General features: G+C 48.5%; 19 protein-coding genes. 6 read left to right on the forward strand and 13 right to left on the reverse strand.

Annotated features, from left to right (window positions below; genetic code table 11):
* Nucleotides 1-56 precede the first annotated feature (56 nt).
* The 7 genes from FS628_RS25420 to FS628_RS25450 form a co-directional block, all read right to left on the reverse strand.
* Nucleotides 57-1,193 (reverse strand): glycoside hydrolase family 88 protein, encoded by a 1,137-nt coding sequence (locus FS628_RS25420; protein WP_145325742.1) that lies wholly within the window; start codon nucleotides 1,191-1,193, stop codon nucleotides 57-59.
* 118 nt (nucleotides 1,194-1,311) lie between these two features.
* Nucleotides 1,312-3,264 (reverse strand): glycosyl hydrolase, encoded by a 1,953-nt coding sequence (locus FS628_RS25425; protein ID WP_145325743.1) that lies wholly within the window; start codon nucleotides 3,262-3,264, stop codon nucleotides 1,312-1,314.
* Nucleotides 3,257-5,248, reverse strand: coding sequence for a heparinase II/III domain-containing protein (locus FS628_RS25430; protein WP_145325744.1), 1,992 nt, complete (start codon nucleotides 5,246-5,248; stop codon nucleotides 3,257-3,259). Before FS628_RS25430 ends, FS628_RS25425 begins: the two co-directional genes overlap by 8 nt.
* A gap of 275 nt (nucleotides 5,249-5,523) precedes the next feature.
* Nucleotides 5,524-6,180, reverse strand: a complete 657-nt coding sequence (locus FS628_RS25435; RefSeq protein ID WP_145325745.1) for an SGNH/GDSL hydrolase family protein — start codon at nucleotides 6,178-6,180, stop codon at nucleotides 5,524-5,526.
* A gap of 338 nt (nucleotides 6,181-6,518) precedes the next feature.
* Nucleotides 6,519-7,325, reverse strand: coding sequence for an NAD-dependent epimerase/dehydratase family protein (locus tag FS628_RS25440; RefSeq protein WP_145325746.1), 807 nt, complete (start codon nucleotides 7,323-7,325; stop codon nucleotides 6,519-6,521).
* 228 nt (nucleotides 7,326-7,553) lie between these two features.
* Nucleotides 7,554-7,883, reverse strand: a complete 330-nt coding sequence (locus tag FS628_RS25445; protein WP_145325747.1) for an AzlD domain-containing protein — start codon at nucleotides 7,881-7,883, stop codon at nucleotides 7,554-7,556.
* Nucleotides 7,874-8,548, reverse strand: a complete 675-nt coding sequence (locus FS628_RS25450; protein WP_145325773.1) for an AzlC family ABC transporter permease — start codon at nucleotides 8,546-8,548, stop codon at nucleotides 7,874-7,876. The genes FS628_RS25445 and FS628_RS25450 overlap by 10 nt, the downstream gene beginning before the upstream one ends.
* A gap of 398 nt (nucleotides 8,549-8,946) precedes the next feature.
* On the opposite strand from FS628_RS25450, the gene FS628_RS25455 reads away from it, so the two are divergent.
* Nucleotides 8,947-10,947, forward strand: a complete 2,001-nt coding sequence (locus FS628_RS25455; protein ID WP_145325748.1) for a methyl-accepting chemotaxis protein — start codon at nucleotides 8,947-8,949, stop codon at nucleotides 10,945-10,947.
* Nucleotides 10,948-11,080: 133 nt separating this feature from the next.
* On the opposite strand, the gene FS628_RS25460 is transcribed toward FS628_RS25455, so the two are convergent.
* Together FS628_RS25460 and FS628_RS25465 are read right to left on the reverse strand one after the other, a co-directional pair.
* Nucleotides 11,081-12,277, reverse strand: coding sequence for a DUF2087 domain-containing protein (locus tag FS628_RS25460; RefSeq protein WP_145325749.1), 1,197 nt, complete (start codon nucleotides 12,275-12,277; stop codon nucleotides 11,081-11,083).
* A 216-nt stretch (nucleotides 12,278-12,493) separates the two neighbouring features.
* On the reverse strand, nucleotides 12,494-14,467 hold the full coding sequence (locus FS628_RS25465) for a methyl-accepting chemotaxis protein (protein WP_145325750.1): 1,974 nt from the start codon (nucleotides 14,465-14,467) through the stop codon (nucleotides 12,494-12,496).
* 254 nt (nucleotides 14,468-14,721) lie between these two features.
* Here FS628_RS25465 and FS628_RS25470 point away from each other — a divergent pair, with 254 nt between their 5' ends.
* The 3 genes from FS628_RS25470 (at nucleotide 14,722) to FS628_RS25480 (ending at nucleotide 18,398) form a co-directional block, all read left to right on the forward strand.
* Complete coding sequence (locus tag FS628_RS25470) at nucleotides 14,722-16,134, forward strand: serine hydrolase (protein ID WP_222125291.1); 1,413 nt, start codon at nucleotides 14,722-14,724, stop codon at nucleotides 16,132-16,134.
* A gap of 256 nt (nucleotides 16,135-16,390) precedes the next feature.
* The gene (locus tag FS628_RS25475; protein WP_145325752.1) at nucleotides 16,391-17,803 is read left to right on the forward strand and encodes an N-acetylmuramoyl-L-alanine amidase family protein; all 1,413 of its coding nucleotides are present in this window, start codon (nucleotides 16,391-16,393) and stop codon (nucleotides 17,801-17,803) included.
* A gap of 109 nt (nucleotides 17,804-17,912) precedes the next feature.
* Nucleotides 17,913-18,398 carry a GerMN domain-containing protein gene (locus tag FS628_RS25480; protein ID WP_222125292.1) on the forward strand — a complete coding sequence of 162 codons (486 nt, stop codon included), beginning with the start codon at nucleotides 17,913-17,915 and terminating at the stop codon, nucleotides 18,396-18,398.
* Between the two features lie 76 nt (nucleotides 18,399-18,474).
* Here the strand turns inward: FS628_RS25480 and FS628_RS32800 are convergent, their stop codons facing one another.
* From FS628_RS32800 to FS628_RS25505, 4 genes are all read right to left on the reverse strand, one after another.
* Nucleotides 18,475-20,058, reverse strand: coding sequence for an MBL fold metallo-hydrolase (locus FS628_RS32800; RefSeq protein WP_260871187.1), 1,584 nt, complete (start codon nucleotides 20,056-20,058; stop codon nucleotides 18,475-18,477).
* Nucleotides 20,055-21,725, reverse strand: coding sequence for an ABC transporter permease (locus FS628_RS25495; RefSeq protein ID WP_145325774.1), 1,671 nt, complete (start codon nucleotides 21,723-21,725; stop codon nucleotides 20,055-20,057). The genes FS628_RS32800 and FS628_RS25495 overlap by 4 nt, the downstream gene beginning before the upstream one ends.
* Nucleotides 21,726-21,813: 88 nt before the next feature.
* Complete coding sequence (locus tag FS628_RS25500; RefSeq protein WP_145325754.1) at nucleotides 21,814-22,887, reverse strand: ABC transporter substrate-binding protein; 1,074 nt, start codon at nucleotides 22,885-22,887, stop codon at nucleotides 21,814-21,816.
* A gap of 34 nt (nucleotides 22,888-22,921) precedes the next feature.
* Nucleotides 22,922-23,938, reverse strand: a complete 1,017-nt coding sequence (locus FS628_RS25505; RefSeq protein WP_145325755.1) for an ABC transporter ATP-binding protein — start codon at nucleotides 23,936-23,938, stop codon at nucleotides 22,922-22,924.
* A 367-nt stretch (nucleotides 23,939-24,305) separates the two neighbouring features.
* Between FS628_RS25505 and FS628_RS25510 the strand changes: the two genes are divergently transcribed.
* Nucleotides 24,306-25,214: a LysR family transcriptional regulator gene (locus FS628_RS25510; RefSeq protein ID WP_145325756.1), complete on the forward strand. Its 909-nt coding sequence runs from the start codon at nucleotides 24,306-24,308 to the stop codon at nucleotides 25,212-25,214.
* Between the two features lie 147 nt (nucleotides 25,215-25,361).
* A complete protein-coding gene (locus FS628_RS25515) occupies nucleotides 25,362-26,222 on the forward strand; it encodes a CYTH domain-containing protein (RefSeq protein ID WP_145325757.1) in 861 nt (286 codons plus the stop codon).
* Nucleotides 26,223-26,485: the final 263 nt, after the last annotated feature.

A 26,485-nucleotide genomic window follows, 5' to 3' on the forward strand; every position in this document is an offset into this window, starting at 1 on the left:
CCCTACTGATTAGTTCTAAGCTTTACTTCATACTGCGCGTAGTTCTCAATTCTTCTTTAAAATAACCCCGCACGTCCACGCAGCTTCGCCAGCGCTTCCATATAGAAATAATCGCCGTATATAATCGGCACATTCAGCCCTCGCCCTTCCGGGTAATGCACCGTTCCCTGCATGATCAGACCTTCTTCCGCTGCCGAGTCGCCGGAGCTATAGTTCTCATGCAAGCCGCGGACGATACGCTCTCCCGCGGCAGCATAGGTCTCCCCGCGTGGCGACAGCTTCGCCAGCTCAAGCAACCCGCTCGCGGCAATCGCCGCAGCGGACGAGTCCCACGCCACCTGATGCTCCGCAGGTGCGCGGAAATCCCACACCGGCACGATCTCTTCGCCAAGCATGGCGAGGAAGAAATCGGCCGCACGCTCCGCTGTCTCCAGATATCGGGCTTCGCCCGTATACCGGAAAGACAGCGCAAACCCGTGCAACGCCCAGGCGGTGCCCCGCGCCCAGGCGGAACCTGGAGCATGGCCCTGTCCGCCATGCTCTCGCAGCTTCTGCCCCGTGTGTGGATCGAACTCCACCACGTGGCAGATGGACCCGTCAGCGCGGATGAATTCGCGCGCCACGGTGTCCGCATGCGCTTCCGCCAGCCAGCGGAAGCGAGGGTCGCCGCTCTGCTCGGATGCCCAGTAGAGCAGCGGCAGGTTCATCATGCTGTCAATGATGGCTACGCCGCGCGTATCCATTGCTGACGAGCTGAAGTTCCAGGCGCGGATGAACTCACCGCGCACGTGGAACCGGGCAGCGAGCAGGTTGGCGGCAAGCATGCCACGCCGCCGTCCATCCGCGCTGCCGGTCTGGCGGTAGTTGGCTACGCCACTAAGCAGCCAGATGAACCCCAGATCGTGATCCACCGATTCGGGATCACGCAGACAACCTTCCAGTTGCCGCTCACAGCTTTCGGCAATGCGATGTAGCGGAGCGACCGCTTCACTTTCCGGCGCATCCTCATAGACCAGCCATAATAATCCAGGCCAGAAACCTGCTGTCCACCATTCCGGATCATTCCGGTCATACGTCCCTTGCGGGGCAATGTGTGGAAATGTATCCTTAATCCGCTTCGCATTCCGAATCGTTTTGGCAGCTCCCTGTTGCCACGCTTCCTCGAGCCATTTTACCGACGTTGATGTGTTCATGAACATATCCCTCCTCGATTCAATACCAGACAGCTTTGCTTAATGCTCCAGTTCAACCTCACCATATCTGCTGTTATGTTGTTCGTCATCATTACATTAACCCTCGACCTGAACATCTTCATGTAACCTCGCCCAATCGGATCGCAAATGACAGACTACGTGCTCCGTTCACTTCAATCCGTGCTTCCTTCAGTAACCCATTGCGGGAGGCCACGACCTGCTCCTCCAGATGAATAATGGCCCCCTGATCCATTGCTGTAGATTCTACATACGCTCCCTGATACTCCGTTCTCACGCTTTGATCCGTATGAGTAATTAGCGCCTGTTCACGTCCATCATGGAACATCAACGGAATGAGTGCACCTGCAGCCGCGATCTCACCTTCGAATTCATACGTTATGGTCAGCACATCAGCCTGTTGCACATAATGGGTACGCAATGTTTCAATTCCAGGTAATGGACCGACCCATGTCACGGCAAAAGAATTCTCCGAGGCGTTCACGCCATCTTCTACCGCTCTTTCCGCCAGATGCTGCTCCACTTGGTTACGTGTGTCAGGGTCCACCTTCTCATATACAATGGACCCTCCTCCCTGAGCAGGGTCCAAACCAATGTCACGATCATATGCGCCACCCGATGGAATGCCTTCTGCAAGGCTGTGCCATACCCCATCCGGGGTCTTCCAGGCAGGACAGTAGCTAAGTGGACGAACCATCCCTTCGGCGAATTGCGTGAATCCGGCCTGCACATGACTGGCAGCAGATGGACCAATCAGCCCAGGTAACCCCGTCTGCTGAATCCGTACCAAACCAGGGATCGTATACGGATCATTCATCGCCGTGTGCAATACCAGTTGCTGACCAGGTACAGAGGCAATCACGGTTTCGAACCACCCATCGGTCTGCAAAACCCTGCTGCCCACTTCGGAAGGAAGGTACACTTCGCCTATATCTTCGCCAAGATCACTGAGACAAGCGTGAGCCAGTGCCGCTGCTGTCCACAGGTTATAACAGGTATGGTTGGTATAGATTTCGTAGCCGTGACGATCTTCTGGCGCGTATTCATTGCGTACAATTTTCAGCCGCCCATCATCCATTTTCCAGCGCTCCACAGCAGCAAAACACCGATTGGCCGCACGTGCGAACGCACCCGCCATCACCGGATCTCCCGCCTGCAAAGCTAGTGTTGCATGTGTGGAGCATACATAAGCCGCAGCCGCTTCATTCCATTGGTGCTGAGAGCTGCGACCACGCGGTGGAATCTCACCTAGCGGAGATAACATCAGCAGCGAGCTGAATGCACCATGGCGAAGATGCTCACGTAACGTATCGGCAGTGACTCCCCCGTAACCTGCTTCAAGCATCACCCCCATGTGATAACGGGTGGCGATATCATATGAAAATGGACAATTCGGTCGATCCAGCGGTCCATCCTGATATAATCCAAGTGCCGTAAATCGAGGTACATGATAGGCTTCCAGATAACGATCCATCCATCTTGTATCCTCGCTCGCCAGCTGTTCACGCCACCGCAGATATTCGCCAGAGATCATAATCGCGTTCCAGTTGATCATGCGATTGGGATTGTTCATCTTGCTCATCGTAAATACATAATCTTGTTCAGGATCGATCGTCTTGAGCGCCTCAGCCCAAATCTTCGCTTGTTCCGGCAGATATGACTTCAACAACATGTAAGCTCGCATCATGAGCACTGGATAAAAATCAGGGTGATTGTCAGGTACGCTACCTTTGACCACGGCATCCATGCTCTGTGACAGGGCTGCCGCTGCGGAATCAAGCAGATCTGTACGCCCCGCGTCAACCAGAACCGCCGCAGCCATCGCATAGGCTGGTGTAGAATAATACCTCTCCACACCCGAGAACGGATCTATAATTGCACCATCACTATCCTGATATGATGTGTAAGCGCGAACAACACTCTCAACAAGTGCCAGCTTGCGATCCCGATTCCAGCCATCTGCCGGAGCTGGGCCCGCTTGTTCTGCCAATGTACGGTAACGTTCGAGTTCATCTTTCCATGGATACGTGGACGCAGATGTATATTTACTCAATCATGTTCACCTCAGTTTCTCTCATTTTCGGTTCAATGATGAAGATTACCTCACATATCGTTTCAAGCGGATCAGAGCGTTCTATCCGAACATCCGTCTCACCTTTCACACCTGTCCATGATAGCGACGTCCGATAGAATGTGACTGGAACATTGTCATGATCAACTGTGTCCACTGCCTCCGTAAAGACTTGCCACTGGTTCGCATCATACGTCATGTGGACGGTTCCATGTACACCTTGCCAGCGAAGATTACCGCTCTTCACCACTTCCGGCTGCACTCTGCTCATCCATCGCTCCACAACGCTTGAACACCCTGCACCTGAATCGTCCACCGAAGATGATCGTTCAGCTTGAGACATACTCCTGCTATTCCATTCAAAACGGTCATTTATACGCAATTCTGCCGTATCTCTGCTACTGTCAGGACCTATTCTCCAATGAAATTGCCGCGTATAACGAGCCAGCGAAGCAGATCCCGGGTATGCGGATGTCAGATCCAATGTTGTATCCAGCTCACCGCTATCCTTTGCCAAATTTGCCTTCAACACTTGGGCTTGCGCTTGCCGACCGGAGCATTGCTCCTGGCCTTCAATGAGCGGAACGCTATGCCCGGATGACGAGATGTGGAACAACTGCTCTCTGCCTGGTGCAAAATACGCTTGGCTATACAACCCTGCTCCTGGATCACATAGGATATTCTCACCACCGCAATGGATAATGAACTGCCCCAGATCATTATGGTTGTGCGGTTCATCGTTATGCCCGCCTTTAATGGAAATAGCCACATGAAGGGTGTCGCTTTTCGTACGTTGTGTACCCGGAAAATCGAGCGCCCCCTTTGCAATCATCCAGCCCAGATTTTGAAAAATAAACCCACGTTCAGCCGCTGCAGAGGCTCCTTCATCACCATATACTCCCGGATCGCTCCACATCACGTTCCGCAGCAGATGAGCCCAGCGATGACAGGGATCATCGGTAAGCAGTGGAATGTGAAGCGGCAGATCCACCTGCAGCCCTACCCGGGATGCAAGCAGGGAGAGTAAACCGGAAGGGATCTCTTCCTGCTCGGCACTGTCCGAATAATTCACAAATGTGCCGCCCGACAGATGAACTCGCAGCGGGAAGGCAGCGATTGCGGCGATTTTGGAACCCGTCAACAGATCTAGTTCGCCTTCACTGTACTCACGAAGCATCTCGGCATAATAGGTGAAATAACCGAAGCCATATACCCAATATCCAATACCTTCGGCACAGCCGCCATCCTCGCCATAACCGCTCAGGAATGCGTTCATACAACTGACTGTTTGGCAGATCGATTCCCGTAGTGTTGGCTCATCTTCCAACAGCAACAATGCAGCCATGCCACAGCAGCCACCACAGACTGCCGACCAGTTGTGATCCGCTGTCTGCCAGTGGAACTTCCGTTGATCCCGGTAAAGCGGAGTGAAGATTCGCCGCTCGGCTTCGAATCTGATCCGCTCTATGACAAGGCGATCCAGCCGCTCGGCGTGAATCGTTATAACTTCGGCCAGCATATGTACTGTCTCTGCGGCGAACAGATCGATGTTTCCATCTACCTGATCGACTTCTCCCGTACCCAGATGCGCTGTCAAACACCACGTATACTCACCACATATGTCCCACAACATATCTTCTAACACTTGCAGTGCATGCGGCCTGGCCGTGTCCAATGCGAGCATCGCCACAGCAGCCAGTCTGCCCCTTCGATCAAAATAAGCTTCCTCATAGGCTTTTCGCTCACCCGTATCGCTGAATTGTCGATATAGACGGAACGACAAGGAAGGCATGGGTTCGTGCAAGGCACGTTCACCGTAAGCCTTCAAGTCCGTGTATAGCGTAGTCAATTCAGGCCGGGATAACTTCTCCAAGAGTCTGTCGGCACTTAGAGAGCGCACTGCTTTGCTCTCATTTCCACGTTTGTTTATGTTTTCATTTTCGACTTCGTGAATGGAATCTTTCACTGGATTCACCACTCTTCGTTAATGGAATGTCATACCGATATTATAATGTAATCGATTTCATTTTACCGGATTTCATAACACTTTTGAAGAATTATCCATTATAACCCCTTCAATGACCTTACGCCCTTCTCCTTCTTAACAAAAAAAACGAAGAACCTTCGTCAGGTTCTCCGTTGCATTCTGCCCGTCACCACAGGCTTTTATGGCTATCTCATACCCTTATCCAATCCTGAATACCCGTTCCTGCTGCCCCTATCGCAACTGTTCCGTTGTTGTTACACAATCGCAAGTGGAGAATTCTGTACAACAGATAACCACTGACGTGCAATCAGCTCATGACCTGCTGCGGTTGGGTGTACGCCATCCCATAACCAGTACGCTGCATCCGCCTGCTTCAGAGCATCATTGAACGTTTGCTGCAATGGCACCCACACAGCTCCGAATTCTTCAGCCAGACCTTGCGCCAGCTTCTGATACTGACCAATATGCTCTTCCCAGGCCTCCCATTTCTCCACAGTCGCTCCGGTTTTCAGAATAAACGGCTCCAGCAAAACCAGCCCCGTATCCGGCATCACTTCCCGTGTTTCTTCTAGCAAGTGACGATATGCTCGTCCGAAACGATCCGTAATCCCGCTAGGTTCTCCATTCATCGTGCGCCAGGCATCATTAACCCCAATCAGGATGCTGATCAGATCGGGTTTCAGACTAATCGTATCCTCATTCCAGCGTGCGTACAGATCGGATGCCCGATCCCCACTGATGCCTCTGTTATAGAACGTCTTATGCTTGCTGGCCAGTTCCATACCCAGTTTGCTGGAGATCAGATACGCATACCCGTGACCGAGAAAATGATTCGGATCATCATTGCGTGATCTTCCCCCATCTGTAATCGAATCTCCTTGAAACAATATAACGGATGGACTTGTACTCATGATTGAAATCGTTCCTTCCTCTTGTGCAAAATGGAAACACTGAACACCTCAGTCTCCATTTTATCCCTTTCGGCTGCAATAGAAAATAGCGTTTTCATAACTATATAAGTTGAACTATATATTTACACTGACATTACGATGACAGAACAACCTTCCAATCGCTGTTATCCCCAGATTTTTTTGATTCCCTTTTCAGAAGGGAATCAAAAAAATCTGGGGATAAGCGTATGCTTTCGATGCAGCTTTCTTTCAGAAAGCTTGTAGCTTCGCCTTTTCAGGTTTTTTCTGTCCTCTCCGTTATCGTGTAATTGATTAATTCATCTTATATAGATACCCATCTATGAATCCTTCGGTTCTTTCTCCACATGGCCTCCGCCCTGATAGGCTGTCTCGTCCCGTTTATCGGGTACGCCCTTAAGCTTTGCCTCTTCCCACAACTCGGCTGCATCATCCTGAGGACGGTATCCAATCTTCTCCGCCAAGTAGCCAATATCATAATAGTTATCCGTGTTCGCTGAAGTCCCGTACAGATTTAGATATTTCATGCCCGAATCCGCCTCAATACAGCACTCGGCGAGCTGAACCATGTCCCTTGGCGAGATCCAGATGTGAGCCGAGCGCTCCGAGTGCGGGTATGTATCGCCTGAGAAGTTCCCTATCCGAATGTTGAATGAGGACAAGTTATATTTGTCGACGTAATACCGTCCCAGCAGTTCAATATAACATTTGCTAAGTCCATAGAAGCTGTCCGGGCGGTATGGATCATCCACTTCAATATCCTCACCCGTAGGATAGAAGCCTGTCGCATGGTTGGAACTTGCGAAAATCACCCGCTGAACACCGTTCAACCGTGCAGCTTCATATACATGGTAGGCTCCAGTTACATTGATCGGCAGGACTTTGCCCAGAAAATCTTCCTCATCCTTGGCCCATGCAATGTGCAGAACGGTGTGAACTCCCTGCATCAGTTCTTTCAAGCGTTCCCCGTCTGTCACATCCATGGCTATAATGCCAGCTTCCTCATCTTCATGCAGATCGGCCGCGACGATGTCATACGTGCCCTTGGATCTCAACCCCTCCAACAGACTGCGACCAATGACTCCAGCAGCTCCCGTAATTAACAGCTTGCGCTTCGGTTCACTCATGAATCCAGCTCCCTTCGCTCAGATAGGTTATCTGTCCTCTATAGAACAGTATTAACCGATCAGGCGAAGGAATTACCGGATATTACAATAGAACCTATATAAGTTGAACATCCATTTACACCTTTATAAAATTGAATTGAAAAATCTGGGGATAACAGTGATCGGAAGGTTGTTCTGTCATCGAAGTGGCTAGTGTAAATATTTTCTTTAGTTCAACTTGTACATCAATTATCCGATCCAATATCGCAAGATCATCATAGCCACAATACCGACCAATACGGTTCCAAGCAGACTGCGTGTCCAGATGGCTACTGCAATCGTTGGCAGGGATGCCCACAAGGCTGCATTCTGCGTAATCGGCACTAACTGGTTGTCCGACATGAACAGTTCCTGACCGATCAGTGATGCCATGACCGCAACGGGTACATACTCCAGCCAGCGTAATAACCACATTGGAATCTGTATCTTGCTGAACAGCATCAGCGGCAGTACACGCGGGATAAATGTTAACAACGCTGAACCCATAATAATCCAAAACACATCCCATCTTACTTCCATCGTTCCATGAACACTCCCATCGTTGCCGCAATGACCGCAGCCACAATAACACTCATGCTGCCAAGTGAAGCCATACTGGCGAAGATTACACAGACCACGGCGATAATCGCCACATTAATGTGTATTTTTTTATTTTTGCGATGCACCAACTGAAGTACAACCAGTCCGATAAACATCGCTGGCAGTGCATAATCGAGACCCAGTCGTTCCGGGTTGGTGATCCAGCGTCCAAAGTATGCTCCCGCCATATTGGCTACGAACCAGTTCAGGTATGCGGTAATATTCAGACCGTGCATCCAGCGTTCACTGAGCCTTTCCCTGCCAATAGCACGCGTCATCGCCACTCCGAAAGACTCATCGGTAAGTAGTGAACCAATCCACATATTTTTAAGCGGAGTCAGATGCCGAAAATACGGTGATACAGCTGCACTGAGCAGCAAATGACGAAGATTCACAAAAAATATGGTGAACATGATGGCTAGTGCCGACCCATTCGATGCGAGCATGCCTGCTGCAATGAACTGAGCTGATCCTGCATATAGGATCAGGCTGAGCAGAGCCGTTTCCGCCAGACTCAGACCTGCGGTCATTTCAATGACACCCGCAGCAAAGCCAATACTCAAATAGCCAAGCAGGGTTGGGATACAATCTTTCACCCCCTGCATGAAAGTGGCATGATCCTGGACCTCTTCCGTGTTCTTCTGTCTAGATATCTGTTGTGTACTTTGGTCCAACTCTGGTACAACCCCTCTCCAATTTCTGTCTCCATCAACCGATATATATCGATGAGTACTTATTCAGGTGCATTTTTCGTGCCACATTAATTCAGAAATATACCACAAGATGTGCACTAAGGGAGAGACAGATTACTTTTTATAGAACAGATGTAATCCTAAATACCTATAAAATTAAAAAAATATTTTCACAAACCGCATAAATAATGTTGAATAAACTCGAATTTTGTCATACGATAGCACCAGAAACATCTGGAAATGTTGGAAACTTTACCAGATTGGATATATCCACCAGGGAAATGGTTGGATTACACAGAGGGGGAATGTGTATGAAGAAGATTCGTGAACAAGGGGCCAAAAGAACGCTGCAGATGAGAGAGAAACTGATTTTATCATTTGCCATCGTACTACTCATTCCCACAATCAGTCTGGGCATTATTTCGTTCCAAACAGCCGAAGCCAAGGTCGAAGAGAAAATGTATGAAAACGCAATTAGCAATGTTACTGTGCTCAACCAGACCATTGACCAGATCATTGGAGCAACACGTAAAAATGTTGATTTCCTGGCAAGTCAGCTGGATCCAGGCAATGTCGGCCCCAACCAGGGTGACGAGACAGATACCATCCGTACTTTGCTCGATGCGTATAAGGAAACCCATGATGACGTGGAGCTTGCCTCCATCGGTACCGATCAGGGCGTATATATTAACTCCCCTGTAACGGCGGTGAATAAGGAAGGATACGACCCGCGCGAACGCCCGTGGTATCAGGCTGCTACACAGAACAAAGATGTCCCTACTGTAATCACCCCCTACATATCAAGCAATACCGGCAATGTTGTTGCATCGGTAGCTCAGACCTCAGCGGATGGCCATGGTGTCGTCTCTGTCAGCCTGTCGCTTGAAGCCCTGTCCCAAACGGTTAATTCCACGAAGATCGGCGAGAAGGGTTATGTCTATATCATTGATAATGCCAACAAAATCATTGTACATCCTACCGAAAAACCGGGAACCGAAGGAACCATGGAGCCCTATAAAGATATTTTTGCAAAGAAAAACGGAAGTCTGACCTATACACTTAATGGGAACAAGGAACACGCCTTTTTCTCCACCAATGAAACGACAGGCTGGACTGTGGTCGGTGTCATTGATAGTGGTGAAGTGACGGAATCTGTCCGGCCCATTCTATATACCACCCTTATCGTTATTGCGATTGCGATCGCTGTAAGCTCCATCATTATTTTCTGGATTGTGCAGTCGATCACCAAACCGCTGAACCGCCTGGTGAAGGCATCCAACGAGATTAGTGATGGCAATCTGACCATTGAGGTGGCTGTATTGGGACAGGATGAGTTCGGGAAACTCAGCACCAGCTTCAATAAGATGAGCGAATCTTTACGAAATGTCATTCAGGACGTCCGTCACACAGCTGACGAGTTAACTGCCTCTTCAACACAATTGGCAGTCAATTCATCCGAGACAACCAAAGCAACTGAGCAAGTTGCCTTGATCACGGAAGAATCCGCAGCTGGACTTGAGAAACAAACAAGCAGCTTGAAACATACTGCACAGCAGATGAATGAGCTTGCTGGAGGTGTGGGACAGGTAACAAACAGCACACAACAAGTATCCGAGGCTGCCATGCAAGCAAGTGAGCTCGCGGATAAAGGGAATGCTACCATGCAGACAGCCGTATCCGAGATGGATTCCGTCAGTCGCTTTGTGCAGGGTATGGCAGATACTGCGGGGCGACTTGAGCAGCACTCCACATCCATTGGCGAGATGGTATCTGTCATTACAGACATCGCTGCACAGACCAATCTGCTTGCACTCAATGCTTCCATTGAAGCAGCCCGCGCAGGTGAGCATGGACGCGGCTTCTCCGTTGTTGCCAGCGAAGTTCGCAAGCTCGCGGAGCAATCCAGCCTGTCCGGCCAGAAGATTGTAGAGATGGTTGGAGCAATTCAACAGGAGATTGCCATGGCCAATCATAATGTACAGATTGGGCAGCAGGATGTAAGCAACGGCATTCGTGCTGTGCAATTTGCAGATGAGGCTTTTGCCCAGATTAGTCAGGCTGTTGGGGTCGTCAATCATCAGCTTGAGAACATTGCAGCTGCTTCACAGCAGATGTCTGCAAGTACAGCCGAAGTGGTGCAATCCATTGATCAGATTCACACCATATCGGAAACCAACGCCGATGGAACAGAGAACATCTCTGCAGCTACGGAGGAGCAGGTGGCTTCCATGCAGGAGATATCATCCTCTGCTGACTCGCTCGCACATCTGGCTCACAAGCTGCAGAAGCTGGTGGAACAATTCAAGCTGTAACCGTTGAACTAAAGATTAGTTCAACTTATATAATAAGTAGTCTGTACACACCAAAAGCCCCTTTGCCATCATATTGGCAAAGGGGCTTTTGGGTTATGAAAGGTCAGGAACTTTAGAAATGAAAATGTCCCGCCTATTCAGCAGATTGCTTTTTATCTCCGTGGTACCCTTGGTCTCCATAGGGCTCTAACTGTTCAAACCAGCGGTTCAGACATTTAGTCAATGCATCTTTGGGATCGTAGTAGGGGTTATCATCTTGCTTCAATGTCTCCAGCACTTCGATCACGAAGGCATTCTCTCCATATTCATTCCATTCAGCCTGTAATCTTCGATTCAGATGGCTGCCCATCTGTAGCATAAACCGTTGTCCATTAATGGTTTTCAGATTAAGTGTACTGTCGATATAGACTTTGCCGTTACGTTCATTCCGAATCTGGTAGACGCCCGCTTCCGTCTTGACTTCCTTCGCCTGTTCCTGCAATTCTTTGCGACGATCCATGTTCTCCCGCTCCCCCTTTTCTTTGCGACCCTGTTTTCTATCTTGGGCACTCTGTTGATCTGTAGGACTTCCCAGCCAATACTGACTGCCATCTGGCTCACGCTCCATCAAGCCATAGTCGATCAGGTACCTCCGTATTTCCACGTAATCGTCATAGACTTTCTTCAGCAGCTCATTGATCTGTTTCTCGGAATATTTACGCTCTGTATCGAATCGTTTGGCTATCTCAGTGAGCACGATATATTTATGCTTTTGCTGCATATGAAACGTCGTCAGTGGACCGCTGGTGCCTTCCGGAAAATACTTGCTTAGCACCTTCTCCCGATCCTGTTCTGTAATATCAAATGAATCACGACGGATCGTATGTCCATGCCTTGTCACAGGCGATACCCATTCAGCCGGAGCTTGGGCATCTTTACTCTTGAGAAGCTCCATTAATGCCAAAAATATCTTGGCCTGCCGTTCCTTCTCCTTCAATACAAACCGATGATTCCGAATCGTGGAAGCACTCCCGATGCCAAGGGTCTTCTGTACCTCAGCATCCTTCTTTCCTTCATAGAATTGGGCCAGCAAGCCACGCTGGACATCAGACAATCCGGTTACGCTTTTATCCAACTCCAGCAAATACTCAAATACCGATCCATGAACCTTCTCAATATGAACACGCATATAGCGGGCTGCCTCATAGAGCACCCCTTCTTCGGGGTAGATAATCCCCACTTCCGTCCTGTATCCGCAGCAGACGCATATATAGGCGGGACCGTCCTCCATATAACCACGCTTGATCTCTTCCAGCGAAGCTGTTTGCAACCAGGATTCTGATGATTTCATGTAAAAGCTCCTTTTTTATCATTGTTATAGTCATTTTAACCGAATATCAAATAACAAATAATAATTTTTGTTTGTTTATTTATAGACATAATATAATTTTGTTTGTTACATGTCAACATAACTAAAAAGGATGCTGTGTTTGAAGACTCACGGATACCCTTGTTCAACAGAAAAAGACCGCAGGGTCGCAACCCTGCAGTCTCATTTCAATCCCTGTTACAACTTAAACCGTTCAATCATACTTTGCAGATCTTCAGCCATACGTGACAATGCTGCCGAAGATGCTGCAACCTCTTCCATCGTGGCCAACTGTTCCTGTGCTGCAGCTGATCCATCTTCCGTTCCAGAAGCAATTCTGTCAGAAAGAACCATCGTATCATTTACTGCCTTGTTGATATGACTCATGCCGCCATCAATTTGACGGGAAGCCGCGGATACTTCTCCAGCTTGTGCAGCCACCAACTGTACCGCAGTACGAATGTTATGGAATGCTTCGCCCGCTTCTGTAACCATCTGCGAACTCTTCACCATACCTTCTCCCGTACGGTCAAATGTGGATTGCACCGCATTGGTTTTCTCCTGCATCTCATGCATAAGCTCATTAATCCGCTCGGCTGAAGCGCCTGAACTGTGAGCCAATGTCTTCACTTCGTTGGCTACAACGGCGAATCCTCGCCCTTGCTCGCCAGCTCTTGAAGCTTCAATGGATGCATTCAATGCGAGGATGTTGGTCTGCTTGGCAATGGCCGTAATCTCGGCCACAATCACAAGAATCTCTTCATTTTTCGCGCGCAGATCCTCAATGACCACAGACATGGCTTTACTTTCGTCGTTCACCTGCTGAATATGAGTAACCGCTTCTTCCACGGTAACCATACCCGCTTCCGACTTGGTGGATGCATCAAGCGCGATACGAGCAGTATCTTCAGCACTTGATGAGATCTCTTTAACTCCAATGGACATTTCGCCCACGAGTTGACCTGTAGCAGCAAGGCTGTTGTTTTGCAAAGTTGTTCCTGCAGCTGCATCCTGCATCAGTTCAGCCACTTGTTCTGTGGCCTTGGATGTCTGTTCCGAACTTGCCATTAGCTCTTCAGAAGATGCTGCCAGCTGGGAGGATGTATCATGTACTTCTCCAAGCACACTACGGAGTGAAGTCGTCATCATATCGAAGCTTTCTCCAAGCTGTCCGAACTCATCCTTACGCTGCAAACCTACACGTACTGTTAGATCCCCTGCGCTAACTTGGGATGCTGCCTGCGTTAATTGCAGTAATGGCCGATGAATGCTGCGAATAATGAAAACAAGCAAAATCAACCCAATAACCAATGCAGATGCCACAATCGTAATTGAACGGATCAAAATAGGCATTACGGCTTCCGTTGCTTCCGAAGGAACCATCTCACCAACAATTTTCCAACCCGTCACCGGATTGGTAAAATACACAGCTTCCACTTCGCGACCATCATATGTATACTTCACAGTACCACTTTCCTGCGTATACATCTCATTAATATAGCTTTCATCCGACTGTGTGCCGGATTCAATGTTGTAGTGGAACAGGAATTTACCCCCGTTATCCAGCATGTACAGTTTTCCTTCTTTACCAATGCGTATCTGATCAACGGATTCTTTCAGATGATTGAGACTGACATTGGCTCCGAATACCCCTTTGCCGTCAGCCAGCTTGGCCGCTGCGGTCACAACCCATTCGCCCGTCGAAGCCGACTGGAACGTATCTGAGATTACCGGTTCATCCTGGGACATACCCATCGTATACCATGAACGTTCTCGAGGATCATAATTCTGTTCCTCGGATTCAGGAGACTTCATCCAGCTACCATCTTCGGCACCTGCAGTAAGCACACCCAATTCCTTGTGATTTTGAGACATCCGATCCATCTGCCTTTGAAGCGCAGGTGATTGATTAATAATATCGTTTGAAGTAATACCCGCGGCCATCTGTGCTGCGTTATCCTTCTCCATATCCAACATCTGATTAATCTGCAGACTGAGCATTTCTGTTTTGGCCTGTGCGGAACGAATAATTTCCAGCTTAACCTGGTCAGCAGCTTTTTGATAAGACAACCATCCCACGGTGATGCTCGGTACTATCAGGAACAGGAGCAATGCAGCAACCAGGCGTTTTTTTACGGTTAAAGTAAACCAATTGCGAATCCTTTTCTTCATTTAACTATCCCCCATCATAATCTTCACCCATCCTTTTATCGGACAATTGCTGTAAAAATATTATGTATAAATACTAAATTAGAATAAATTTAATCTTTTCGCTCGGATTAGATGGATTCACCTTATCCTTCTTCTCGTTTTGACCCTCTAAGCGAGATCGTTTACAATGCTCATAAGCTGGTTATTCAAGAAACGATTGGAAGGGGAGGTTTCAAATCTTACGCAAGTCAAATGAAAGACAACGTTATTCCACTGTGTATTCATCCATGTTCCGCATTCTGTTAGCGCTCATCCTGTGCGCAGGCCCGATTCTGGGACAAACCGGTATCACGGCATCCGCAGCGCAGGCGACGCAAGCAGTTCACATTGAAGTGAATGGTGAGCAACAATCCTGGAAGAACGTACCACTTATAATCAAAGGTTCAACGTTTGTTCCACTGAGGGATGTGGTCACATCGGTTAAAGGCACGTTGAAATGGGATAATCGCTCCAAGACGGCTACCATTACCGTTGGCAGAGACAAGCTGATCCATCAGGCTGGCAGCAATTCCATTAAGGTAAACCAGGTCGATCTGGCCACAGGTGTGAATTCACGTACGGTTAACGGTACGTTGATGGTCCCTGTCCGGGCCATGGCTAATGCAATCAAGGCCGATATCAAAGTCCAACGCACAGCTACAGGTCAGATGAGTGTGAATATGGTAACCGATCAAGTCAGCCTGCTGAACAGCGAAGTTGCCAGCGTAGATACGTATCTGCGCGAGATCAACTATCCAGGTATGGCTCTGATTGCCCGCGATGGTGAAGTACTTCTGAAGCAAGGCTACGGACTTGCCGATGAACTGACGCTGAATCGCCCGGATCAGAAGACCCGAATCGCATCACTTAGCAAATCTTTCACGGCTGCATCCATTTTGAGTCTGGTGGAGGATGGTAAGATTAATGTACAAGATCCAATCTCCAAGTATATCTCCGGTATACCGAAGGGAGATCAGATCACGCTGCATATGCTGTTGTCCCAGACTTCAGGTCTGCCATCTGCATTCGGGCGGGGTGAAGGAACTTCTATGGAAGAGACTGTGGAAGAGATTCGTCACAAAACGCTGAAATTCGAACCGGGGAGTGCCTATCTGTACAGCAACAGCGGGTATGTTCTGCTCGCATACGTCGTTGAAAAGGTATCTGGCATGAGTTATGCCGATTACGTGCAACAGACGATACTGAAACCACTTGGCATGAAAAATTCGGGAGAGGCTTCCCGTAAAGTGCATACGATTAGTGGTTTTGTTCAACAAGATAACGCATGGGTAACTGCTCCTTACTATGTGTCTCAATCCGGGTCAGGAACCATCTATTCCACGGTGGACGATATGCTCAAATGGGATCGTGCGCTCTATACAGACAAGATTCTAAGCCAGGATACGATTGAACAGATGTATGAGCCTTACTCCGATAAAAACTATGGCTACGCCTGGATTCTCAAAGAAAACGGCACGAATCGTACCGTCTTCCATAACGGTAGTGGCGGCGGGTTTGCCACAGCTTTTTCACGTAATCTGTCCGATGATATCACCATTATCCTGCTCGGCAACCACGCAGGTATGGACATGACTTCACTTTTGGATGAAGTTGAGGCAAAAACAGCCAAAGCACTGCAATTGCAATAATTTTTTTTTCATAAAGAGTAATAGGAGACGGTCCTTCAACAGGATCGTCTCTTTGTTTGAGATACATCCTCAGTTCCGACTTCGAATACATACATCTAGCAGAAATCCCATCAACGTTCAAAAGAATACGTGCTCATCTATAAATAAATTAGATAATTTAAGATCAAAAAAGAAACATTTTTACAATTTTACCGTTTATATTGTGTAGGTATATTCTGGAATTAAGAAATAGATCTAATACTAGTCGAGGTGCATAATGAAGAAAACCATTTTACTACTGTTTTTGAGCCTGTTCTTACTCTTTTTGCTCCCTAATCAGGGAAATGCCGCTGCAAGCACGTCGAAAATCTTTATGGATGGAGAGGAATTAGTCCTCCCAAATGATGTACAGGTGACGATTATCAATAAAAACGTGATGATCCCGATTCGTGTCGTTGCCGAAAATTTGAAATTCAAAGTCGATTGGAACCAGCAAGCACACACTGTAAAAATCCAGCAAGATCAACAGATCATCTCTCTAACCGTGGACCAAAAACAAGCCATGGTTGCTGACAAGCAGGTCACCTTGAACACAGCACCGCAAATTTTGAATAAAACGCTGGTGGTGCCCATTCGATTTGTCAGTGAACAAATGGGGCTTACGGTAAAATGGAACAATCAAGACAAGATCGTATACTTAACGAACACCAGTAAGGAACCTGCTATCGCACCAGGCAACAGTTCTGGAAAAGGGCCTTCAACGTCTAACGCCCAAGTTACCGATATCCAATTTGCCAACAATCAGCTCGTCTTATCCACGGATGGGGCCGTTCAGCCGGTAGTAACGACCCTCAAGTACCCTGATCGTCTGGTTGTGGACTTGCCTGGAGCCACCTTTGGTGATATCTCCCAACCACTGGATCAAGGACTCAATGGCAAGTTGGATGTGAGCGGTTATCCCAATGTGACGGAAGTGAGATATTCGCTTTTCAAACGAGATCCAGGACAAGTTCGAATTGTCGTAGAATTGAATAATGTGATGGATGTCCAGTACAGCCAGAATGTGATTGCCGACAAACTGATTATTGATCTGAATGTTGCGGGAGACAACATCGCACCTGCTCCTGTCACTCCAGTAGGCGATTCAGGACGCAAGGTCGTTGTGATCGATCCAGGACACGGTGGCAGTGATCCAGGGACGATCAGCATCACGAACAAACCCGAAAAGGAATACAACCTGGAATTAGCTCACAAAGTACAAGCCCTGCTGCTCAATGAACCCAATATCGAATTGGTGATGACTCGTGAGGGTGATACTTATCCGACCCGCCCTGAGCGTGTGCAGCTCGCCAATCAATTAAATGCAGATGTATTCGTATCTATCCATGGCAATAGTGTAGAGTCTGCCCCCCAAGCAACAGGTACGGAGACATATTATTATCAACGCAGTAACAGCAAGGAATTAGCCAATATCATTCATCAACGTTTGGTGAAAGCCATGGGTCTCAGAGATCGTGGTGTGAAAAATGGCAACTTGGAAGTAATCCGAGACACGACCATGCCTGCAGTACTTTTGGAAGTGGGATTCTTGAGTAATGTACTCGATGAAGAACTGATGTCGTCCGAAGTTGTTCAGACGAAAGCCGCTCAAGCGATAGCCGATGGAATCAAGGAGTATTTAGGCCTGTAAATCATCAAATAAATCAGATGAAGGAAGTGATTCTTTGAATAAGAAGCTAGGTTGTGCACTTATATTATCATGCTTGATCCTTATCGGAGTTGGATGTGCTCAGAAGCCAGTGAGCGAATCCGGATCGAATGAACCTGCTGTTCAGGGAGGACAGGCGCAGTCACCAAATCCAACCGAAACGGAGGTGGATCTGGGCAAAATGAACACACAAGTCGTCGATGTTTATTTGGCAGATTCTCAGGTGCTGGAGCTTGAGAAAACAGAGCAGGAAATTGAATACAAGGATGATTCCGAGAAATACGAAAAAACATTCGCAGCTATGCAAACAAACACCGATTCGGAGCTCGTTTCCCTCTGGGAGCAGGTTGAATTGCTCTCTATCCAATATACTGAGGGTACGGTGACTTTGGATGTTCATATCCCCGCTGAAGCCAACCTCGGTACCAGTGGAGAATTGCTCGCATTGGAAGCTTTAACAACAACGATGTTTCAATTTGATGAAGTGAACAGCCTGGATATATTGGTGGATGGTGAAGCCGTTGATAGTTTGATGGGTCATGCTGAACTGGAGCACCCCATTCATCGCGAACCCTAAATGATCACACAACAATGGAAAAAGAACGTCCCCAGGGACGTTCTCAGATAACACAATAATTCGATTCATGCACAATTCACACATATAGCTCGTCACCAGCAGACAGTGAATGTATAACTGTTCCCGGTGACGGGCTATTTCTGAGCAAACCTTCTTTTAATCTGTCCGTCTCTGCCCGGTCAGCATGCACAAGAACCGTATGCCTTGCTGGAGTCCGATGTAGCATCCGCTCGACATCCTTCCAGCCCTGATGCACTTTATAACGTATTTTCCGCACCTCACACACTCCATACTTGTCAGGAACCCGTAGCAGCTTATCAGCAAACGTACCATGAGCAACATGCCCGGTGAGCAGAATCAGATTCTCCTCCCTGTCCGAGAATTGACTATAATACCAACGGGCAAGCGAGGACTGCATCATGCCGTCCGGAATGAACCATAGCGAAGCAGTATGTTTTTTCAACAGTTGTTCCCGCTCTGGGGTGGTCGTAGGTAGATCCCATCCTCGTCCGGTCAGAAAGCCATCCATTTCGTCTTTCAACGAACTTCCGGTGATATGCTCTCCCTTGTCCCTCAACCAGTACGGAACATGCATAAGCTGCTTCATGCCGTCCACCAGCCCTTGTTCCACTACGATTGGAACAGCCGGAAATTGTTGCTGTGCCCACAGTATGATCTCCTGTCCACGCCCTACGACAGGCATGGGTAAGAGCACCTTTCCACCTTGAGCAATCGTCTGGCGAATGGCTCGTTCCAGCTGTTCCAGTTTGTCAGCCTGTGTATCTTGGTCCGTACCGTAGGCCGCATCAACGATCGCCAGATCAACCAGCCCGACGGAAGATATTGCTGCTGCGTCTGCTACGTTTGCTCTGCCTGCTCCATCTGCTCCGTTGGATGTGAAAATACCCTGTTTGATGGATATCTCCTCCATGGATACGAGTGTGCTTGACGATGCCTCTGATGCAACAGATGTCTGATCTTGTGACGTTATGAATTCTCCAGCCTTTTGCCCACTGTTGATAGCGATTAGTTCCTCCGCACCCCACCGTTTACTGCTCGGAGTATCGAACAACGTATTTTCACGAATCATGCTTGCCTGCGTGAACACCTCCGTTGGACAATCCTCCTGTAAAAGCATCGATTCGGACGTGTAGTCCCCGGAATAGAAAATCCGCTTAGCTTCCACTTCAAGCCCAAACCACACGGATCCAGCCAGATGTCCACTCCGTCCCCACATCACTTTCACTTCAGGAATGGGTTCGAACCAGGTTTGGGATACCCCCTCATCCTCCAGATACCGATAACGAATAGCTTGCTCATCTGCTTCATCATAAGGAAGTTCTTCACCTACACGCTCTACAAACCTGCGCCAGTTGGCAAAATACGTACGCAGCTGCGCCCTCGTCTCTCTCGTCGTCCACACTTCACCCTGGTAGCCCATCTTATACAGCAATGGAATGGCGACCGAATGGTCCTCATGGGCGTGGGATAACAGAACCGCATCCAGTTGCGGAACAATCTCCGGTTCAATCAGCGGATACTCGCCCGTACCTTCTTTTTTCACACCACAATCCAGCAAAAGGCGAAAATTGCTCCCGCTCAGGAGATAGGCGGAACGCCCATGTTCCCCTGCACCGCCCCATACGTTCAGTTTGATCATGATGCATTCCACTTTCTCTTTGAATTCAGTATTTCAATTCCAAGCAGCATGAGCACCGTCATACCTACAGTTACAACGGCCATCGCCATTCCGAGTGACACCTGACCTTGTTCGAATTGGGCAAAAATATACGTAGCCGACGTCTGCATCGACGGTGGAAGAATCAATAACGAACCTACCAGCTCCCGGGTAGCAATCGTAAAGGTCATCATCCAGCCGGCGAGCATGCCGGGCAGGATCAGCGGGATCAGGATGCGCCGCAGAATATACAGCGGCTTCCCGCCAAATACTTGCCCCGCCTGAAACAATGTTCCGTCAATCTGGGTAAAGCTCGATTTTACATACTGCACGGTGTAAGGCAAGAAGAGAACAACGTACGTGAGAACAACCATACCGTAAGTGTTATACAACGTGACTGGCATCCAAGGTGAATTCCAGAACAGAATCAGTCCCACCACCATCACAATGCCCGGCACCGTATTAGGCAACAGACTGAACAAGTCAATCACACGCTGCATGAATGAAGACGATCTGCCGATAGCCAGCGCAAAACCCGTACCGATAATAACGGCAACCGTGGAAGCCGCAAGGGATAGTCCCAGACTGTTCCCGATCGCCTTCATACTCACTGAACCCCAAGATAACAGCTCTTTGTAATGATCCAAGGTCAGATTATCAAAAGCAATTCCTGATCCCCGTAGCTTCATGGTCGAAGCGGCGATGATGGAGAAATACGGGATACCTATCGACAGGATCAACAGGATCGCAAGATACGCCCCGCACAACCATCCTGCTCCGCCACGAAGGGAATATCGCTTCGAACGTTGCCCCTTGCCACCTACCAGACGATACGTGAACTTCCGGCTCATGGCAGACTGCATATACCACATCACCAGACACACGGACAGCAGCACCGATGCCAGTGAAGTCGCCTTGCCGAAATCAATCGGCCAACTGGAGATGTACTTGTGAATTTCGGAGGTCATGACATAATAGCCAATCTTGCGCCCGAAGGTTGCCGGTGTTCCGAATTCCGCAATCGTTTTGACAAAGACCAGCATGATCCCCATGCCGTAGGACGACAGCAACAAGGGTAGAATAATGCGTCTGAAACGGTACCCCGCACGTGCACCATGCACAGCTCCCGCTTCTTCCAGATTGCCACCGATGCGGATCAACGCATCCCGAAGCAGCAGATACAGGAATGGGAACAGGTGCAAGCTCATGATGAGCACCATGCCCCAGAAGCTGAAGAACAGCTCACTCCAGCCTGCAGATGAGGGCACCCATTGCTGCAGGTATCCCCCTTTTTGCATAAACAGAATCCATCCCATTGATCCGATATACGGCGGAGTCATGAACGGGATCATCAAGATTACATCCACCCAGCGATGCTCACCCATACGGGTCTTCGCCATCATCCAGGCAAGCGGCAGCGCCAGCAGTGTGGTTACCGCTACAACGCAGATGCCAAGCCAGACGGAGTTCAGCAATACACCCGATAGATGATGACCTGTAATCGTGCGAATCGGAGCCATCCAGTCCCACTGCCCGTCCGGATACACACTTTGCCAGAAGATCAGCAAGAGCGGCACGCCAATACTTATGGTCAGCAGAAAGAGGGCCAGAATCACGCCCACTCTCCGAAAAATTCGGTTGTTGTCCATTCCAACAGGTTTCACTACCTTCACCTCACATGACTTTCCACAGACAGCAGGTATTCCTTTTGCCTAATTGTCTTTTTCGTACTATGTCTTATTTAAAAGTCTCGGAAAAACGAGCCGCAGTCTCTTCGCCATGCTCACTCATCCAGTTCCAATCCACTTTAAGTTGTGGAATATCCTTCACATTGGCACGGTTAGTCGCTTCAATGTCTTCGCGGCCCGGAATCAGATAGGCATCTGCTACGAGCTTCTGAGCTTCATCGGACAACAAGTAGTCAATGAACGCTTTGGCATTCTCTACATTCGGACTGGATTTCAGAATCGCTGCCGGTCTTGGGCTGATTACTGTGCCTTCCTCAGGATATACGATATCCAGTGGTTCACCTTTTGCTTTGGAGGAATACGCCATGTAATCCACACCTGCCGCTACGATGCTTTTGGCACCCGTAATGACCGGATCAAGTGCTTCCTGATTGGCGCCTGCCATCGCTACACCATTGGCTTTATAGGCACTCAGCAGATCCCAACCTTTTTCACCGTTCGCGCTCAGGTATCCTGTGATGAAGTCGAGTGCTGAACCTGATAATGTAGGGTCGGGAATGTTCACTGCATCTTTCCACGCAGGCGTTGCCAGCTCTGCCCAACTTGTTGGTGGTGTAGATACCAGCTTGGTGTTATACACAATACCCAGTGCGGAAGCACTGCTACTGAAATAGTTACCCTCTGCATCCGACCAATCCTTGTTCAGCTTGTCTGCATTGGCTGCGTCCGGGTAAGGCATAGTCAGTCCATCGGCTTTCAGAGCCTGTGCGGAAGGTAAAGAGGCCAGGATCACAACGTCTGCAACCGGATTGGATTTCTCTGCTTCCATACGAGCCAGAATTTTGCCTGTTGTTCCCTGGAACATCTCGACTTCGATACCTGTTTTGTCCGTAAATCCGCTCACGATGTTATCCGCCAACTTCTGTGGGCCAGCACTGTACAACACCAACTTGCCGCCAGCCGGTTTCGTTGTTTCCGCCGCCGCTGCTGTGTTTCCTTCACCCGCGGGTTGTGCCGCATTGCCTGTGGTTGTGTTCCCTGTACTACATCCAAACAAACTGATACTCATTACCGCAGTTAATAACAGCATTGCGCTCTTTTTCCGTGTGTTCATCCCTAACATATCATTCCATCTCCCTTGTTTTCTGTTTGATTTCTTAATTGGCCGCTGCTATAACTTCTCTGTGATTCACACTCGGGTTATCATAACCATCCATTCGGCATATTCGTTCGGGGGCTATATAGAGCTGAACCCGCTCTCCCACCCGCACTCTTTGGTTCATATAGGCTGTCCATACGCCAAGCCCTTCCATCTGCAATCGCACTTCGTAACGTTCACCTACATAGCTGACGCTGAGTACAGTTCCCGGATAACATAGATCGTCATGACCTGTTTTGTTCCAGGTGACATGCTCTGGTCGCACCATCGATTGATTAGGCGTGAGCCAATTGGACTTTCCGATAAACGAAGCGACATACGGATCACTTGGCGCCGAGTAGATCGTTTCCGGGCTTCCCTTTTGCAATATCCGCCCCTTCTGCATCACCACTATCTCATCCGACATCGACATCGCTTCAATCTGATCATGTGTGACGTACAGCGCAGTCAGTCCCATGTCCCGAACCAGCGACATCATCTCAATCCGCATCTCTTCCCGGAGTACAGCATCCAGTGCACTCAGTGGCTCATCGAACAGGATCACACCAGGTCTGACAGCTACCGCTCTGGCAAAAGCAACCCGTTGCTGCTGTCCACCAGACAGCTGATGAGGATATCGATCTTCCATGCCTTGCAGGCGAACCATGCCAAGTGCTTCGTTCACCTTTTGCCGCAGATCAGATTTCTGTTTTCCGGCCTTCAGGCCAAACGCTACATTTTCGTATACGGTCATATGCGGCCATAATGCAAAATCCTGAAACACCATGCCCAGATTACGCTTGTGTGTCGGTATATCAATCCGCTTTGCCGCAGAGTAGATACACTGATCATCTGCACGAATCTCCCCCGCGTCCGGCTGTTCCAGCCCGGCCAACATGCGGAGCAGTGTTGTTTTGCCACAGCCCGATGGGCCGAGCAGTGTCGTAAACTTTCCATGTTCAAGCGTTAGATCTGTCGGCAGTAGTGCGGGTGTTTGATTAAATGATTTTTGAATTCCCGTTATCTCTAATTTCATAAGCATCCCTACCTGTCTTCTGTTACTTGATCTCTTGCACTGTTCTCAGTCTAACGTCCGCTTTCGCGAGTTGTATGTCTTGTATGTAAAATTGGAATTAACTTTTTAGATGAATTCTGTTGATGTTCATAGATTAAATCTATAGTAGGTGAACTAAATCAATTTTCATGTTGTCGCTTCGATTACAGCACCATCTTCCGATCGCTGTTATCCCCAGATTTCTTATATTCCCTTTATGAAGGGAGAAATCCGGGGATAAAGGCGAACGCTTCGCTTCTTCAGATTGGTTCTGTACTCTCCGTCTTTATGAAAACATTAGATCATCTTTTATATTGGGGCCAGTAGAAATGAGAGGAGTGTTGGGACATTGAATCTGATCAAATTGCAAATTGTTGAGCTGATCGACAAGCATCATCACATGACAAGCGTGGCCGAGTTACTGGGGATCAAGCAACCCACCGTTACATTTCATATGAAGTCGTTGGAGGAAGAGATGGGTGTGCGATTATTCGAATCGCGCAGTGGAAAGACGTTTCTAACCGAGGCTGGACAAGCTCTACTCCACTATTCCGTCAAAATCAATGCCTTGACCCAGGAGGCACGACGGGTTGTAAAGGAATATGACAGTCTCTATCGGGGCACTCTGCACATTGGGGCAAGCTATGTACCGGCTACATACCTGCTGCCCGCCATGCTCAATACCTTTTCGCAGGAATTCCCTGGCATACGGATCGTCTTATCCGTCAAACCATCACCTGTTATTCGCGAGATGCTGATTCGACATCAGATTGATCTGGGTGTGATCTCTTCCGAGCCGTTTGTTGGACCCGCGCTGCAAGCCGAGACACTGTGTGAAGATGACCTGGTTTTAATCTGTTCTCCTCAGCATGGGTTGGCCCAGAAGGATGTATTAACACCTGATCATATCGCACAGATTCCTTTTGCCTTACATGGCAATGAATCCAGTACTCGTCGGTTAACCAATCAATGGCTCGCGCAACATGACATCCGTTTGCGGAGCACCGTAGAGATGGATTCCCTGGAAGCGATCAAACAACTCGTACTACTCGGGGGGCATGTCTCATTCATGTCTCGGATGGCGGTACAGTGGGAGGAACAACATGGGCTCATTCAGGTTCTCCCCATTCCAGGAGAGCAGGCACCGCGCCATATTTACACTGTACATAACAAGGACCGCCACCCGTCAGTTCAGGTAAACCGCTTCAAAGAAGTACTGCGAGAGGTGAGTCACAACTTTCCCCTTTTCCACGCATGACTAACCTGACCCTCAATAAAGTATCGTTTGCCATTCATCAAATCTATGCAGGGTTAACGCAATGAGCTCTCCCCGTTAATCGCTTTCATATATTCGGGCGATAAAGTTGAGTCTGTACGCTAATCCAGATTAGGAGAGTGATTGGTTTTGAAAAAGTGGAAAAAGGTAACCGCCTCATTGATGCTGAGCATCGTAACATTGGGAAGTGGAATGACATTTCTGGGAGCACCACAGGCTTCAGCTGCTGCCAATGCCGTTCCTGCTTATGAAGTGAAGTTTCTGGCCAAGCCGGAACTTGTATTGAATACAGATGGGACACCACGCAGTGAAGTGATTCAGACACTCGGCCTGATTTCCACGCCAAGAAACATTAACGCAGAGTACTTCGATACGAATTCTCTCGGACTGGATCAACAAGGATGGAACGTACGTTTTCGTAAAAAAGATGACAAAAACAATTACGAGTTGACCTACAAAAAGCGGTACCCTGTGATCAATGGCGACATCAATGCAGCACTAACTTTGGCTAATCAAGAAGGTTTTGATCAATCGGATGATAATTACGAGGCTGAGATTGATTGGGGATATGGCAAACAAACCCTGAGCTTCTCCAACACCAAAAAAGTCGATACCAATGCAACAGGTGTCCAACTTCCTTCGGAGCAAGAAGCCTTGAACATGTTACTGGACAAGCTTCCAGGCAAATTGAAAAACTGGACTTCCTCCAACTGGGGCAAACAGCAGCTTACACAATCCCGTGCTTATGGTCCAATAACGTTTCAACGATATGAAGGTACATGGAATGGTCAAGAGCTTACACTCGAAGTATGGCCGATCCGTAACGCAGCAGGTACAGGTATTGAGAATATCGTAGAGGTCTCTTTCAAAACCGATGATGCTGTAGCCGTATCCGGACTGCGTACCCAACTGCTGCAATTGCTGGAGAACAACAACTGGCTGATTCCTGCCGATGGCTTGAAAACACAGACCATTCTGGAAAGATATTAATCGCGAGCTGTAACAAAAAAGACAAGCCCCTCTTCCTGCGTATATTCGTAGGAGAGGAGCCTGTCTTTTTTGCGTAGTGAACGAAATGAAATCAGTTATTTAAGTAATATTAAACCCTGACTTTTAGAAAATCACCTTTTCTTATAGGGGAAAACAAAAGAGCCCCTGCTATAAGCAAAGGCTCTTCTATACGTTACTAGGAAGCGGGTGATGGGAATCGAACCCACGCTATTAGCTTGGAAGGCTAAAGTTCTACCATTGAA

It is taken from the genome of Paenibacillus xylanexedens, assembly GCF_007676705.1.
Classification (GTDB): Bacteria; Bacillota; Bacilli; order Paenibacillales; family Paenibacillaceae; genus Paenibacillus; species Paenibacillus xylanexedens_C.